Here is a 15,636-nt window from a genome sequence, read left to right on the forward strand (position 1 = left end):
CCCGGCTATGCGGGTCTGTCCCGCCCCACCATCGCGCGCAGTACCGAGGCCATCCTCGACCGCCTGGCCCGCGCCCTGCTCGACGCGCATCCCCTCACCGCCGACGACCTGACCGCCCTGCGCAAGTTCGGCGAAACCCGGGCCCGCCAGGGTGTTTCACTCGCCGATATCCAGAACGGCTGGCGCATGGCGGTCCGCGAGATGCTGGCCGAGATGACCGCCGCCGGTCGCGCGAGCCGCGTCTCCGACCGCGTGCTCCTCGAACTGACCACCGACCTGCTCGACCTGGTCGACCAGGCCACCATCGCTTACGGCGCGGGCCACCGCGAGGTCGAACTGGCCCTGGCCCGCCACGACGAGCAGTTCCGCGCCGACTTCACTCGCGCCCTGCTACTGGGCGCCCTCGCGCCCGCCGACCTCCAGATCCGCGCCCAGCAGCTCGGCCTCGACATCGACCGCGAGTACCGCGCCTACCGCACCCGCCTCGACAGCGACCCCGATTCCACCGCGCTGCAAGGTATTTCGCCACCGGGAACGATGCTCAGCGCCTTCGCCACCACCATCGACGGCGATATCACGGGGTTTGTGGAAAATTCCAGTGCGGAGTTCTCCAGCCGCCCCGCCGACTCGGCACCGATCGCCTACGGCCCCGCGACCCGCCTCCCCGAGCTGGACCGCTCCTTCCGCCTCGCCACCCGAATCCTCGCCACCGCCCGACTCTTCGACCTCACCGGTCCCCTCGATCTCGACCGCGTCGGCCTGCTCCCCGCCGTCGCCGCCGACACCGACCTGGGTGCCGAATTCGCCCGCCGCTACCTGGACCCGTTGGGCCACACCGATTCCGCCCGCACCCTCATCGACACCGCCGAATGCTTCCTCGACGCCGGCATGCGCGTCGACACCACGGCGGAACGACTCATCGTCCACCCCAACACGGTTCGCTACCGCCTGACCCGCTTCGAGGAACTCACCGGCACCGATCTCCGCTCCGCCGGCACCGCCCTACAGGTCTGGTGGGCGATCCAGCATCTCCGCGCCGCCCCTAGAAGCCGCCGACTTCGAGAGGGATGACCCGGACCGCCAGCGGCCCCTGATGCATCGGCAGGCGGCCGGTGCCGTCGTCGTGGCAGTCCACCTTCGACTTGCCCGCAGTCGCGGTGTAGGTGAGGACCGTGACCCACGGCTGCCCGTCGAGGTCCTGGGGCTGGACGATACCCGGGTTCGGAAGGTTCACGGCCACAGGCTGATTCGCCGGATCGGTCACCGTACAGGCCAGCCCCTCGGCGGCCGCGCCCCACGAGCGTGGCGCGTAGATGCCCATGACACCGGAGTGCGAGGGGCTTCCCGCCAGGGAGTCGGCGGTCACCTCGACCTCGGTGGGCTTGCCCAGTTCGACGACCGTGCCCGCGTGGTGTTCCTTCGCGCAGGGCTCCTTCCCCGTCGGCCCGAGCCCGTCATCGGCGACGACGCCGCCCGGGCACGGCGGCGGGCTGGAGGTGAATACCGCCGGGGTGGTGCCCTTCTCGCTGGACGACTCCTGACCGGCCGAACACGCCGCGGCCGCGGCCAGCGGGACCAACGCAACAGCACTCCAGGCGATCAACCGAATGCTCATATCGGGCTCCAACGGTCGTGGGTGTATGGCGTTCCCGTGCGATCATTACGCGCCCGACCGTGATTTGCGAGGTTGTTGCCAATGCCAGCGTGTCGTCGTCCGATTCAGGAATCCGATCAGCGTGGCAAGCCATGCCGCGACCGCGACCAGCAAGAGGATGCGGCCGACCACACGTAAGGCGGTGAGGTCGGTGACGACGCCGGTCGTGAGGGTGGCAACGGCCGTCATGCCGAGCGGGAACACGGTGGCCCAGCGGCGGATGTCGTAGCCCGGGCGCGGATTGGCGATCTCGGCGACCACCAATACCGAATACACCGCCCAGTTGAGCATCAACAGGGTCAGGGCGGCCGTGATCAGCGCACCGTGCGCGACCGGTTTCCAGCCGGGGATATCGACGGTGACCGCCGCGGCCAGCGCGGAGATGGCGAGCGCGCCCGTGGCCACCCATTGATCGCCCGCACCCGACCAGATCTGCCGGAAGTCGAAGCGCGCCAACGCCAGCACATACAGCCCCACCCCCAGGCAGAACCAGGCGACCGCGGCCATGGCGAGCCAGCGCGAGTCGTGGATCTTGGCCAGTGTCGCCGTCAGCACCGCCAGGCCCTGAGTCGATACGCAGACCAGGAACTCTGCCCCCGGCATGCGCCGATTCCAATGCGCCGTCACCGCCCTCAGTAGTACCGGCCACCACACGACCGCCAGCCCCAGCGCGATCCACGCGCCGGTGTGCCAGCCCAGCATGGCGAGCCGGGTGCCGAGCACGGTGGTGGCCCCGATGCCGCTCAGCCCCGGCGGCGTCACGGCCTCGCTCGCCCAGCGCGTGGGCTCCCTCAGGAATCGGACGGCGAAGTCGATGGCCAGCAGCACCCACACCACGCCTGCCAGGGCGAGCAGAATTCGCGAAGGCCATTCGAAACCCGTGCGGTGCAAACCGATCGAGATAATTCCGGTAGCCATGACGAAGGCGCCCGCCGCGGGCGGTAGGTCGCGCCACGATCGAGGTGCCATGACTTCAATGGAAACCCGTGGCACGGAGGCCGTCCGAACGGCGCGCCGATCAATTTGCCTATGAATTGCCTGAATCCGAAATACAGACCGGCAGAAAGCGCCGGGCGCCGGTCAATTCGCCGGAGCCGCTTGCCGTTCCGGGGTGCGGACCGCGCGATCGAGGCCGCGGCGGTCGTAGGCGCGGGTGGCGACGATACCGAGGACGATGCCGATGGCGAGGCCGAGGATGGACATCCAGACGCCGCGGCTCAGGCCTGCTTGGGCGCTGCCGTTGAAGTAGAGGATCGAGCGGACGCCGAGGAAGACCTGGTGCATGGGTTCGAAGCTGGACAGCCAGCCGAAGTATTTGGGGGTGGCCTCGAGGGGGACGGTGCCGCCGGAGGAGGGGACGCCGAGGATGACGAAGATGATCACGTTCACGATCAGGCCCGCCCAGCCGATGGCGGCCAGGATCGAGATGCTGGTGACACCCACGGCGAGGATCACCAGGGTGCCGTAGAGGAACAGCTGCAGTGGGTCGTCGATGGGCATGCCCAGGCAGTTCGCGACGATCATGAGCGCTATCGACACCACGACCGACATCGCCGCCACGGCACTCCATTTGAGCAGCAGGGTGTGGAAGCGGGTGATGGACGCCGTCTCCGGCCGTAGATACCACGGCCCCCATTCCGTCGGCAGAAATCCCAACGCCGAATCGATGAGCGTGTGGATGATCATCGCGCCGACCATGCCGGCGATCAGCAACAACAATGCGTAGAAGAACGCCGTCAGCCCCTGCCCGGATCCGGTGGGCAGCGGATCGAATTGGTCTACCACGATGTTCAGCGGCCGTTCGAGCGCGATCTGGGTGGTCCCGCTGATCGCGGGCGCGGGCGCGGAGTCACCCGGTGGCGGCGCGAGCTGGGCCCGGACCGTCGCGAGCAGCTGCTCCCCGACCTGCTTGTTCACCTGGTCGAGCGCCTTCTCCCCGAACAGTTCCACGGCCGTGGTCGCGAATATGCCGGTGCGCGGATTGGTTTGGAGCGTGATGGTCGGCAGCTGAATATCGCCGGGCACGATGCTGCCCACGCCCAGAATCCCCAGGCGCTTGCTGAAGTCGCCGGGAATGATGACCGCTCCGTAGATCTGCGCGTTCTGCATCTGCAGCTCGGCCTCGTTGACACCGAGCACGCGCAGATCGATCTGGTCGGCGGGCACGGCCTTCCGCAGCCCCTCGGCCACCTGGTCGCCGAAGTTGACGCGCTTCTCCTGACCGGGCCGGCCCTGGATATCGCCCTCGTCGCGGTTCACCAGCGCGATCGGGAAATCGTGCAGGTTCTGCTGCGGGTCGACGATGTAGTCCAGGTACATGACCCCGAGCACCGCGGCCAGGAAGGTCACGATCAGCACCGGGAACAGGAACCGCAACGGTGTCAGGTGCTTCCGCGGCGTCACCTGCTGCTGCCCGCGCGCACCCTCGGTAGTCGGCACGGCGGAACCGTAGCAGCATCTGACCAGCGAATCAGGTTGTCACGGCCGTGAAGTCCGAGTTTCACTTCCGCCGTACAAATTTCCATCCGGATCGAGACCGAGAGGCGGATTGGATTACAGTTCAGCAAATTTTCGGCGCGCTGCCGTGCGGCCATGTTGAGGTGGAGACCGGTCGGCTGGGTTACTGATGTTCCGCACCATGTCGGAGATCGGCAGGAGGTCGAATGAGCGTCGTCGATGTCGCGCGCTGGCAGTTCGGTATCACCACCGTCTATCACTTCATCTTCGTCCCGCTCACCATCGGCCTCGCCCCTCTGGTCGCCGGCCTGCAGACCGCCTGGGTGGTCACCGGCAAGGAGCATTGGCTCCGGCTCACCAAATTCTTCGGGAAGCTGTTCCTGATCAACTTCGCGCTCGGTGTCGCCACCGGCATCGTGCAGGAATTCCAGTTCGGCATGAGCTGGAGCGAATACTCCCGCTTCGTCGGCGATATCTTCGGCGCACCGCTGGCCATGGAGGCGCTGGTCGCCTTCTTCATGGAGTCGACGTTCCTGGGGCTGTGGATCTTCGGCTGGGATCGCCTGCCCAAGAAGGTGCATCTGGCGTGTATCTGGCTGGTCGCCATCGGCGTGAACGCCTCGGCGTACTTCATCATCGCCGCCAACTCGTTCATGCAGCATCCGGTCGGCGCGGAGTTCAACCCCGAGTCCGGACGCGCTGAGCTGCACAGCATTTGGAAAGTCATCACCAATGTCACCACCCTGGCCGCCTTCCCCCACGTGGTGGCGGGAGCGTTCCTCACCGCGGGCACCTTCATCGCGGGCGTGGCCGGGTGGTGGATGGTCAAGCAGGCCCGCGCCGCCACCGGCCCCGTGGATCTCGAGGACGCCCGCACCATGTGGCGGCCCGCCGCCCGCCTGGGCATATGGGTGGTGCTGATCTCCAGCGTGGTCATCATCTTCACCGGCGACTCCCAGGGCAAGCTGATGTTCAAGCAGCAGCCCATGAAGATGGCCTCGGCAGAGTCGCTGTGCCACACCGAAACCGACCCGGCCTTCTCCGTGCTGACCGTCGGCACCCACAACAACTGCGACAGCGTGGATCACGCCATCGAGGTGCCGTATGTGCTGCCCTGGCTGGCCACCGGCGACTTCACCGGCGTCACCTTGCCGGGCGTCAAGGATCTTCAGGTCGAGTACAACCAGAAGTACGGCATCGGCGACTACCGGCCCAACCTGTTCGTCACCTACTGGTCCTTCCGCGCCATGATCACCTGGATGGCGGGCTCGATCCTGTTGGCGCTGGCCGGATTCTGGGTCACCCGCCGCGGCCGGATCCCGGACCAGACCTGGTTCAAGTGGCTGTCCGTGCTGGCGATCGCGACTCCGTTCCTGGGCAACAGTTCCGGCTGGGTGTTCACCGAGATGGGCCGCCAGCCCTGGGTGGTCGCGCCCAACCCGACCGGTGATCAAGCACTGCGAATGACTGTGCAGCAGGGCGTGTCCGGTATCGCGGCGGGCACCGTGCTGACCTCGCTGATCGTGTTCACGCTGCTCTACGGCGGGCTCGCGGTCGCCTGGTTCTACCTGATGCGCCGCTATGTGGTGGTGGGACCCGAGCCGGCGCACACGGATTCGCCCACGCCGCCGACCGCCGACGGATCCGTCGAGAAGCTTTCCTTCGCCTACTAGGAGCCGAGGATGAGTCTGCCCGTTTTCTGGTTTGTCCTGGTCGCGGTGCTGTTCACCGGCTATTTCGTACTGGAGGGCTTCGATTACGGCGTCGGCATGCTCATGCCCATCCTGGGCCGGAGCTCCGAGGTGAAGAAGCGAGTCCTGCTCAACACCATCGGCCCGGTGTGGGACGGCAACGAGGTGTGGCTGCTCACCGCCGGCGGCGCGATGTTCGCGGCCTTCCCCGAGTGGTACGCCAGCCTGTTCTCCGGCTTCTATCTCGCGTTGCTGCTGATTCTGGTCGGCCTGATCGCGCGGGCGTGCGCCATCGAATGGCGCGGCAAGATCAATGACCCGAAGTGGCGGCGCTGGTGCGATATCGGTATCGGGCTCGGGTCCTGGATTCCCGCTCTCGCCTGGGGTTTGGCGTTCGCGAACGTCGTGCACGGCGTCAAGCTGAATGCCCACCGCCAGATCGAGGGCAATCTGTTCGATCTGCTCAACCCGTACGCCATCCTCGGCGGACTGACCACGCTGCTGCTGTTCCTGCTGCACGGCGCGGTGTTCGTATCGCTGAAGACCGGCGGCGACGTGCGCGAGGACGCGCGCCTGGCCATGCTGCGACTGTTGCCGCCGACCGCGCTGGTGGTCGCGGCCTTCGGCCTGTGGACCCAGTTCGCCTACGGGAAGGGCTGGACGTGGATTCCATTGGTGCTGGCCGTGATCGGGCTCGTGGTCACCGCGGTGGGCGCGGTGAAGGGCCGCGACGGCTGGGCGTTCACCGGCACCGCGGTCACCATCGCGGCGGCCACCGTGTTGCTGTTCGGATCGCTGTTCCCGAATGTGCTGCCCTCCACCATCGATGACGCCTACAGCCTCACCGTCGACGGGCGGGACGGCACCGTGTCGGCGTCCTCGACCCACTACACGCTGGTGGTCATGAGCTGGGTGGCGGTCGCCATGGTCCCGATCGTGCTGATCTACCAGGCCTGGACCTATTGGGTGTTCCGCAAGCGGCTCACCACCGATCAGATTCCCGCCCCGATCGGACTGTCCGTGCGGCCCGCGCGCACCTGACCGGCGCCGCGTCGCCCGCCGCGAAAAAACGTATCGAGGAAAGGGATTGGTAGATGACGGCACCCGGGGAGACCGGAGCTCTGCTGTTGCGCTCGGCGCGCTATTTCCGGCCCGGTAAACCCGCGGCGGATCTGCACAGCGAACAGATCGTCGGCGGTCGCGAGGGCGATGTCTTCTACCGCGACCGCTGGAGTCACGACAAGATCGTCTACTCCACCCATGGCGTCAACTGCACCGGCTCGTGCCGGTGGAAGGTGTACGTCAAGGACGGCATCATCACCTGGGAGACCCAGGCCACCGACTATCCGTCGGTCGGGCCGGACCGCCCCGAGTACGAGCCGCGCGGCTGCCCGCGCGGGGCCGCGTTCTCCTGGTACACGTATTCGCCCACGCGCGTGCGGTATCCGTACGTGCGCGGTGTGCTGCTGGAGATGTATCGCGAGGCGCGGGCGCGGCTGGGCGATCCGGTGCTGGCGTGGGCGGAGATCCAGGGTGATCCCGAGCGCCGCCGCCGCTATCAGCGGGCGCGCGGCAAAGGTGGTCTGGTGCGGGCGGATTGGGCCGACGCCATCGAGATCGCCGCCGCCGCACACGTGCACGCGATCAAGAACTACGGTCCCGACCGCATCGCGGGCTTCTCCCCCATCCCGGCCATGTCGATGGTGTCGCATGCCTCCGGGGCCCGGTTCATGGGTTTGATCGGCGCGCCGATGCTCTCGTTCTACGACTGGTACGCCGACCTCCCGGTCGCCGCGCCGCAGGTCTTCGGCGACCAGACCGACGTCCCCGAATCCGGAGACTGGTGGGACGCGGCGTATCTGATCATGTGGGGCTCCAACGTCCCCGTGACCCGCACCCCGGATGCGCACTGGATGGCCGAGGCCCGCTATCGCGGCCAGAAGGTGGTGGTGGTCGCCCCCGACTACGCCGACAATGCCAAGTTCGCCGACGAATGGCTGCATCCGCATCCGGGCACCGATGCCGCGCTGGCCATGGCCATGGGGCACGTCGTGCTCAAGGAATGCTTCGTGGATCGGCAGGTGCCGTTCTTCGACGACTACGTGCGCCGGTTCACCGATCTGCCGTTCCTGGTGACGCTGAGCGAACGCGACGGAGCCTATGTGCCGGACAAATTCGTGCGGGCCGCCGATCTCGGCGACACCGGCGAGGGCGCGGCCTGGAAGACCGTCGTGCTGGACCGCAATACCGGCGCGACAGCGGTGCCCAACGGCTCGCTGGGGTTCCGGTGGACCGAATCCGGCAAGGGCCGTTGGAATCTCGATCTCGGCGACATCGAGCCGCTGCTGTCGCTGCACGGCCGCGGCGTCGGAGTCGAGGTGCTGCTGACCCGCTTCGACACCGACGGCGGAGCTCACGGCCAGGGTCGCGGCGAGACGATGCGACGCGGTGTCCCGGCCCTGCGGCTGGGGAACGACGGCCCGGTGGTCACCACCGTCTTCGATCTGCTGCTGGCCCAATACGGTGTCGCCCGAGACGATTTGCCCGGCGAGTGGCCGTCCTCCTACGACGACGCGGAGACGCCCGGCACCCCGGCCTGGTCCGAGCGCATCACCTCGGTCCCGGCGCAGCGCACCGTGAAGATCGCCCGCGAGTTCGCCGCCATCGCCGAGGAATCGCAGGGCCGCTGCATGATTCTCATGGGCGCGGGCACCAATCACTGGTTCCACTCCGAGACCATCTACCGCTGCTTCCTGTCGCTGCTGCTGCTCACCGGCTGTCAGGGCCGCAACGGCGGCGGCTGGGCGCACTACGTCGGCCAGGAGAAGGTGCGGCCGGTGACCGGCTGGGCGACGCTCGCCTCCGCCAACGACTGGTCGCGGCCGCCGCGCCAGATGATCGGCACCGCATGGTTTTTCACCAATACCGACCAGTGGCGCTACGACCGGTTCAGCGCCGACGTGCTCGCCTCGCCCCTGGGCACCGGCCGGTTCGAGGGCATGACCGGCGTCGACGTGCTGGCCCAGTCGGCGCGCATGGGCTGGATGCCCTCGTACCCGACCTTCGACCGCAACCCCCTCGACCTGGTCGATCAGGCGCGCGAGGCGGGCAAGGAACCGGCGCAGTACGTCGCCGACGAATTGAGCGCGGGCCGACTGCGTTTCGCCGCCGAGGACCCGGACGCACCGCAGAACTGGCCGCGCGTGATGACGCTGTGGCGCGCGAACCTGCTCGGTTCCTCCGCCAAGGGCGCGGAGTACTTCACCAAACATCTACTGGGAACGCAATCCTCGCTGCGCGCCGAGGAAGCGCCACCGGACGCGCGACCCCGTGACGTCGTCTGGCACGACGAAGCGCCCGAGGGCAAGCTCGATCTGCTGCTGTCCATCGATTTCCGCATGACCTCCTCGACCATGCTGTCGGATATCGTGCTGCCCGCTGCGACCTGGTACGAGAAGCACGACCTGTCGTCGACCGATATGCACCCGTTCGTGCACTCCTTCGCCCCGGCGGTGAGCCCGCCGTGGCAGGCGCGCACCGACTTCGACGCGTTCTACGATCTGGCCTCGCGGCTCAGCGAACTGGCCAAGGGACACCTCGATACCCGACACGACCTGGTGGCCACGCCGTTTCAGCACGACACCGCCGGAGAGACGGGACAGCCGGGCGGGGTCGTGCTCGACTGGAAGGCCGGTGACTGCGCGCCGATCCCGGGCGTGACCATGCCCGCGCTGACCGTGGTCGAACGCGATTACACCGCCGTCGCAACGAAATTCGCGTCGCTGGGCCCCAATGTCGAGAAGCTCGGGCTCCCGGCCAAGGGCATCGTCATGCACCCCGATCAGGAGATCGACTACCTGCGGGCGCTCAATGGCGTGGTCGCCGACGGGATCGCGGCGGGCCGCCCGGCCATGGACACCGATCTCAAGGCCGCCAATACGATCCTGTCGCTGTCGGGCACCACCAACGGGCGGCTCGCGGTGCAGCTGTTCAAGACCCTCGAGGCCCGCACCGGCCAGCCGATGGCGCATCTGGCGGAGGAGAAGGAAGCCGTCCACATCACCTACGCCGAAACTCAGGCCGCCCCGGTGCCGGTGATCACCTCGCCCGAATGGTCGGGCAGCGAGGCGGGCGGGCGACGCTACGCGCCGTTCACCCTCAATACCGAGCACCTCAAGCCGTGGCACACCCTGACCGGCCGCCAGCATTTCTTCGTCGACCACGACTGGATGCACGAGCTCGGTGAGGCGCTGCCGACCTACCGGCCGCCGCTGGATATGAAGCGGCTCTTCGGCGAACCGGCGCTCGGGCCGACCGGGCAGAACGAGGTGACGGTCCGCTACCTGACCCCACACAACAAGTGGTCGATCCACTCCGAGTACCAGGACAACCTGTTCATGCTGTCGCTTTCGCGTGGCGGACAGGTGATCTGGATGTCGGTGGCCGACGCCGAGACCATCGGGGTGGCCGACAACGACTGGATCGAGGCGGTCAACCGCAATGGCGTGGTGGTGGCCAGGGCCATTGTCTCCCCGCGCATTCCGGCCGGACTGGTGTACATGAACCACGCGCAGGAACGCACCGTCAACGTGCCCAAGTCCGAGACGAACGGCCGTCGCGGCGGCATCCACAATTCGCTGACCCGGGTGCTGCTCAAGCCCACCCATCTGATCGGCGGCTACGCCCAATTGTCGTGGTCGTTCAACTATTTCGGCCCGACGGGCAATCAGCGGGACGAGATCACCGTGATCCGCCGCCGCAGCCAGGAGGTGAGCTACTGATGCGCGTGATGGCACAGATCGCGATGGTCATGAATCTCGACAAATGCATTGGCTGCCATACCTGTTCGGTCACGTGCAAGCAGACGTGGACCAATCGCTCGGGCATGGAGTACGCCTGGTTCAACAATGTCGAGACCCGGCCGGGGCAGGGGTATCCGCGCCGCTACGAGGATCAGCGGGAGTGGAAGGGCGGGTGGACGCTCACCAAGCGCGGGAAGCTGAAGCTGAAGCAGGGCTCGCGGACCTGGAAGCTGTTGAGCCTCTTTGCTAATCCCGTCATGCCGACGCTGCGCGACTACTACGAGCCGTGGACCTACGACTACCGCAATCTCACCGACGCCCCGCTCGGTGACGACTATCCGGTCGCGCCGCCGCGCTCGCTGGTCACCGGCGAGCCGATGGCGGTGGAATGGTCGGCCAACTGGGACGACAATCTGGGCGGCATCGCCGAGCACGGGTCCGAGGACCCGAATGTCGTCAAGATGCGCGAGGAAGTGGGCGAGAAGATCCGCTTCAGCTACGAAGAGTCGTTCATGTTCTATCTGCCGCGCATCTGCGAGCACTGCCTGAATCCGGCGTGCGTGGCCGCCTGCCCGTCCGGGGCGATCTACAAGCGCGTCGAGGACGGCATCGTGCTGGTGGACCAGGACCAGTGCCGCGGATGGCGGCAGTGCGTGACGGGATGTCCGTACAAGAAGATCTATTTCAACCATCAGACCGGCAAGGCCGAGAAGTGCACGTTCTGCTATCCGCGCGTCGAGGTGGGCCTGCCCACCGTGTGCTCGGAGACCTGTGTGGGGCGGCTGCGGTATCTCGGGGTGCTGCTCTACGACGCCGACAAGGTGACCGCCGCCGCGGCCACCCGCGACGAGAAGCAGCTCTACCAAGCGCAATTGGATCTGTTCCTGGATCCCGAGGACCCGGAGGTGCGCCGCGCGGCCGAGCGCGACGGGATCTCCCACGAATGGCTCGAGGCCGCGCGCCGCTCCCCCGTGCACGCGTTGATCAGCAAGTACCGGGTGGCGCTGCCGCTGCATCCGGAATTCCGGACCATGCCGATGGTCTGGTACATCCCGCCGCTCTCGCCGGTGGTGGATGCGGTGGCCGACAGCGGATTCGACGGCGAGAACGCGGGCAACCTGTTCGGCGCCATCGACGCGCTGCGGATTCCGGTGCAATATCTGGCCGAGCTGTTCACCGCCGGTGACCCGGTGCCGGTGAAGGCAAGCCTGGATCGATTGGCCGCCATGCGATCCCATATGGCCGATATCAATCTCGGGCGGATCGTCGGCGAGGACACCGCGGCGGCGGTCGGCATGACCGCCAAGGAGCTCGAGCAGATGTTCCATCTGCTGGCCGTCGCGAAATACGAAGACCGGTACGTGATTCCGACCGCCGCCATGACCGAGGCGCATCAGCTGGAGGAGTCGGTGCTGCAGAGCGGATGCAGCCTCGACTACGAGGGCGGGCCCGGCATGTCCGAGGACGGTCCGTTCGGTGGCGGATCGGGGCGGAAGTCGTTGCCGCTGGTGACCATCGAGAGTTTCCACGCCATGCGCAAGCAGCAGACCGCCGACACGGTCGAGGAGGGCCGGTGAGCCGGATGGACGACGAGGTCGCGCTGCTGTATCGCGTGGCCTCGGCCTGCCTGGCGTATCCGGGGGCCGAGTTCGTGGCGGATCTGGGCTCGTTCGAGGCGGAGCTACAGGCGGCGCGGAATCCGGCGGCGCGCGGGCTTCGTGAATTCCTTTCCACCACAGCCGGATTCACCGCCGACCAGCGCACCGCCGCCTATGTCGACACCTTCGACTTCACCAACCGTCACAGCCTGTACCTGACCTGGTGGACCGACGGCGACACCCGCAATCGCGGGGTCGCGCTGGTCCGGTTCAAGGAGCATTACCGCGCCCACGGCTTCGATTTCGCCGATGACGAGCTGCCCGACTTCCTGCCCGCCGTCCTCGAATTCTGCGCGCTCGCCCGCACGAATTCACTGTTGCTCGAACATCGACCAGCGTTGGAGCTGCTTCGAATCGCCTTGACCGAGAAGGGAAATACCTACGCCTCGGTCCTCGAGAGCGTCTGCGCGACCCTGCCCGGGGCATCACCGACCGACCGGGCCTCCGCGCGCGCCATGGCCCGCAGCGGCCCACCACGCGAAACCGTCGGCCTCGAACCCTACGGACACCTCGGAATGCTGCCACTGCTGACGGGAGAGCATCGATGAACACCTTCCTGTGGGGAGCCCTCCCCTACCTGACGATCGGCCTGCTGGCCACCGGTCTGGCCTGGCGCTACCGCTACGACAAGTTCGGCTGGACCACCCGCTCCTCGGAGCTGCACGAATCCCGGCTGCTCAAGATCGCGTCGCCGATGTTCCACTACGGCATCCTGTTCGTGTTCGTGGGCCACATCATGGGCCTGTTCATTCCGGCCTCCTGGACCGACGCCGTCCACTTCGACGAGCACGCCTACAATCTGCTGTCCCTGATCGGCGGCACCGCCGCCGGGGCGCTCGCGGTGCTCGGCATCGGCATGCTGATCTACCGCCGGCGCACCAATACCGCTGTCTTCCACGGCACCACCCGCAACGACAAACTCATGTATCTGGTGCTGGTGGCCGCGATCCTGAGCGGCATGTTCGCCAAGCTCACCCATGCGAGTTTCGACGAGGGCTACGACTACCGCACCACCATCGCACCGTGGGCCCGCAGCATCTTCACGCTGCGCCCGGAGGTCGACCTGATGGCCCAGGCTCCCTTGGCCTTTCACGTCCACGCCGTGATCGGCATGGCGCTGCTGGCCCTGCTGCCGTTCACGCGCCTGGTCCACATGTTCAGCGCCCCGGTGCAATATCTGTTCCGCCCCTACATCGTCTACCGCAGCCGCGATCCGCGACTCCTCGCCGAACGCCCGCCCCGCCGCGGCTGGGAGCGCGTCGACGCCGGGCGCTGAACGGCCGAGCGCATCGACGGAAGCCCACCCGTCATCCCGGCGTGCTTTTGGCCGGGATCTCGCTGTCCGAGGTGGATTCCGGCCAAAAGCACGCCGGAATGACGAGGAGAACTTTCAACCAGGCGCTTAGGTACGGGCGGAGCGGAAACGACCGGTGTCGAGGCCGGAGTCGGACCGCTCGGCGCGGATGACGTGGGTGACGGCGTTGATGAGGGCCAGGTGGGTGAAGGCCTGCGGGAAGTTGCCCAGGTGGCGGCCGGTGCGTGTATCGATCTCCTCGCCGTAGAGCTGGAGGTCGCTGGCGTAGCCCAGCAGGCGGTGGCACAGTTCCCGCGCCCGCGTCAGTTCGCCGATCTCCACCAGCGCCGACACCAGCCAGAACGAGCAGATGGTGAACGCGCCCTCGACGCCGGACAGGCCGTCATCGGTGGTGTCGGTGCGGTAGCGCAGCACCAGGCCGTCGACGGTGAGCTGTTCGGCGATGGCGAGGACGGTGGCGCGCACGCGCGGATCGTCGGGCGGAAGGAACCGCATCAACGGCACCAGCAGCAGTGACGCGTCGAGCGCCGTGCCGCCGTAGGTCTGGGTGAACACCCCCTCGGCATTCACACCGTGGGCGAGCACATCGGCGCGAATCTCCTCGGCGATCCGCTGCCACTGCTCGGCGTGCTCGTGCTGACCGTGCAGTTCGGCGAGCCGGGCGCCGCGGTCGAGCGCCACCCAGCACATCACCTTCGAACACGTGAAATGCTGTGGCTCACCACGGATTTCCCAGATTCCCCGGTCGGGTTTCCGCCACTGTTCGATGGCCGATTCCACCTGGGTGCGCAGCATCGGCCACAGTGATTCCGGCACCTGGTTACGGGATTTGACGTGCAGGTACACCGAGTCGAGGATGACGCCCCAGACATCGTGCTGCACTTGGTCATAGGCGGCATTGCCCACCCGCACCGGGCGCGCGCCGCCGTAGCCGTGCAGGTCCGGCAGCTCGAATTCGGTGATCTCGCGTTCCCCGCCGACACCGTAGAGCACCTGCAGCGGAATCGGATTGCCGTCCGCGTCGGTGGCGACGTCGTGCAGGAAGGCGAAGAAGTCGTCGGCCTCGCGGTTGAAGCCGAGGGTGTACAGGCCCCAGAGCGCGAACGACGAATCGCGCACCCAGCTGTAGCGGTAGTCCCAATTCCGTTCGCCGCCGGGAGTTTCCGGCAGGGAGGTGGTGGCGGCGGCCAGCAGCGCCCCGGTCGGAATATAGGTGAGGCCCTTGAGGGCCAGTGCGCTGCGCTGCAGGTAGCGCCGCCACGGATGATCCGGGAACGCGCCGAGGGTCAGCCATTGCCGCCAGTAGTCGTTGGTGGCGTGCAGCCTGCGGTCGGCCTCGTCGACGGTGCGCGGCGGCGGCAGCTGCGACCACGAGAGTGCCACGAAGGCCCGGTCCCCCTCCACCATTCGGGTCCGCGCGCTCGCGAGGCGACCGTCCAGGCCCAGCTTCAGGTCGGTGGTCAGGGTGAGCGCGGGCCCGTCGGCGGCGTCCGCCGAGGTCGCCGTCGCCTGCTCGTAGACCTCGCCGGTGTAGGTCCACCGCGCCGGGGCCCGGTGGTAGTCGAAGGCGGGCGCGCAGCTCAGCTCCAACTCCACCACGCCGCCCACGCATTCCACGACGCGCACCAGGACGTGTTCGGCGTCGCGGTCGCGGGGCGTGCGGCGATAGGTGCGGCTGCGTGCGGCGGTGTCGTGCCAGGGCCCGATCACCAGGGCATCCCGCACGACCAGCCACCCGGTCTCGGTCTGCCAGGTCGTCTCCAGCACCAGCCCGCCCGGTATGTAATGCCGGGCCGCTGGCACCGCGACCCCGTAGGGGCCGATCCGGAAATGCCCCGCGGCCCGGTCGAGCATCGCCCCGAAGACACTCGGAGAATCCGGCCGCGGCAGGCACATCCACTCGACCGCCCCCGACGGCGCGATCAGGCAGCTCGTCTCGCAATCCGACAGGAACGCATAGTCGTCGATCGGCGGAAACACCTGCTCATCGACGGACGACGCGGCCCCGAATCCCGATGCGGAAGTCTCCATGCCTCATCGAAACCCGTCGCGCCCGACC

Annotated in this window: 11 protein-coding genes; 7 read left to right on the forward strand and 4 right to left on the reverse strand. The window is 67.4% G+C overall.

Annotated elements, in window-relative coordinates:
• Positions 1 to 1,071: PucR family transcriptional regulator (locus ON43_RS03150; RefSeq protein ID WP_040803333.1), on the forward strand; the 1,071-nt coding region annotated here is incomplete at its 5' end.
• Here the strand turns inward: ON43_RS03150 and ON43_RS03155 are convergent.
• The 3 genes from ON43_RS03155 to ON43_RS03165 all read right to left on the reverse strand — a co-directional run bounded on the left by ON43_RS03155 (position 1,043) and on the right by ON43_RS03165 (position 4,093).
• Positions 1,043 to 1,615, reverse strand: coding sequence for a hypothetical protein (locus ON43_RS03155; RefSeq protein ID WP_157513879.1), 573 nt, complete (start codon positions 1,613 to 1,615; stop codon positions 1,043 to 1,045). The genes ON43_RS03150 and ON43_RS03155 overlap by 29 nt on opposite strands.
• 45 nt (positions 1,616 to 1,660) lie before the next feature.
• The gene (locus tag ON43_RS03160; protein ID WP_051177827.1) at positions 1,661 to 2,623 is read right to left on the reverse strand and encodes a tellurite resistance/C4-dicarboxylate transporter family protein; all 963 of its coding nucleotides are present in this window, start codon (positions 2,621 to 2,623) and stop codon (positions 1,661 to 1,663) included.
• 111 nt (positions 2,624 to 2,734) lie between these two features.
• Entirely contained in the window at positions 2,735 to 4,093 is a 1,359-nt protein-coding gene (locus ON43_RS03165; protein ID WP_245568447.1) for a YhgE/Pip domain-containing protein, read from the reverse strand.
• Between the two features lie 224 nt (positions 4,094 to 4,317).
• On the opposite strand from ON43_RS03165, the gene ON43_RS03170 reads away from it, so the two are divergent.
• From ON43_RS03170 to narI, 6 genes are read left to right on the forward strand one after another with little or no spacing between them, the layout of a single operon-like run.
• Positions 4,318 to 5,784, forward strand: a complete 1,467-nt coding sequence (locus ON43_RS03170; protein WP_040803337.1) for a cytochrome ubiquinol oxidase subunit I — start codon at positions 4,318 to 4,320, stop codon at positions 5,782 to 5,784.
• Positions 5,785 to 5,793: 9 nt separating this feature from the next.
• Positions 5,794 to 6,843 carry a cytochrome d ubiquinol oxidase subunit II gene (gene cydB / locus ON43_RS03175; RefSeq protein WP_040803339.1) on the forward strand — a complete coding sequence of 350 codons (1,050 nt, stop codon included), beginning with the start codon at positions 5,794 to 5,796 and terminating at the stop codon, positions 6,841 to 6,843.
• A gap of 53 nt (positions 6,844 to 6,896) precedes the next feature.
• Positions 6,897 to 10,583 (forward strand): nitrate reductase subunit alpha, encoded by a 3,687-nt coding sequence (locus tag ON43_RS03180; protein ID WP_040803341.1) that lies wholly within the window; start codon positions 6,897 to 6,899, stop codon positions 10,581 to 10,583.
• Positions 10,583 to 12,181, forward strand: coding sequence for a nitrate reductase subunit beta (gene narH, locus ON43_RS03185; RefSeq protein WP_040803343.1), 1,599 nt, complete (start codon positions 10,583 to 10,585; stop codon positions 12,179 to 12,181). Before ON43_RS03180 ends, narH begins: the two co-directional genes overlap by 1 nt.
• Before the next feature lie 5 nt (positions 12,182 to 12,186).
• A complete protein-coding gene (gene narJ / locus ON43_RS03190) occupies positions 12,187 to 12,810 on the forward strand; it encodes a nitrate reductase molybdenum cofactor assembly chaperone (RefSeq protein WP_040803345.1) in 624 nt (207 codons plus the stop codon).
• Positions 12,807 to 13,538 carry a respiratory nitrate reductase subunit gamma gene (narI, locus tag ON43_RS03195; RefSeq protein WP_040803347.1) on the forward strand — a complete coding sequence of 244 codons (732 nt, stop codon included), beginning with the start codon at positions 12,807 to 12,809 and terminating at the stop codon, positions 13,536 to 13,538. Before narJ ends, narI begins: the two co-directional genes overlap by 4 nt.
• A 126-nt stretch (positions 13,539 to 13,664) precedes the next feature.
• Here narI and ON43_RS03200 read toward each other — a convergent pair whose 3' ends face one another.
• Positions 13,665 to 15,608 (reverse strand): glycoside hydrolase family 15 protein, encoded by a 1,944-nt coding sequence (locus ON43_RS03200; RefSeq protein WP_040803349.1) that lies wholly within the window; start codon positions 15,606 to 15,608, stop codon positions 13,665 to 13,667.
• Between the last annotated feature and the right edge of the window lie 28 nt (positions 15,609 to 15,636).

Origin of the sequence: Nocardia concava NBRC 100430, assembly GCF_000308815.1 — a bacterium.
Taxonomy (GTDB): domain Bacteria; phylum Actinomycetota; class Actinomycetes; order Mycobacteriales; family Mycobacteriaceae; genus Nocardia; species Nocardia concava.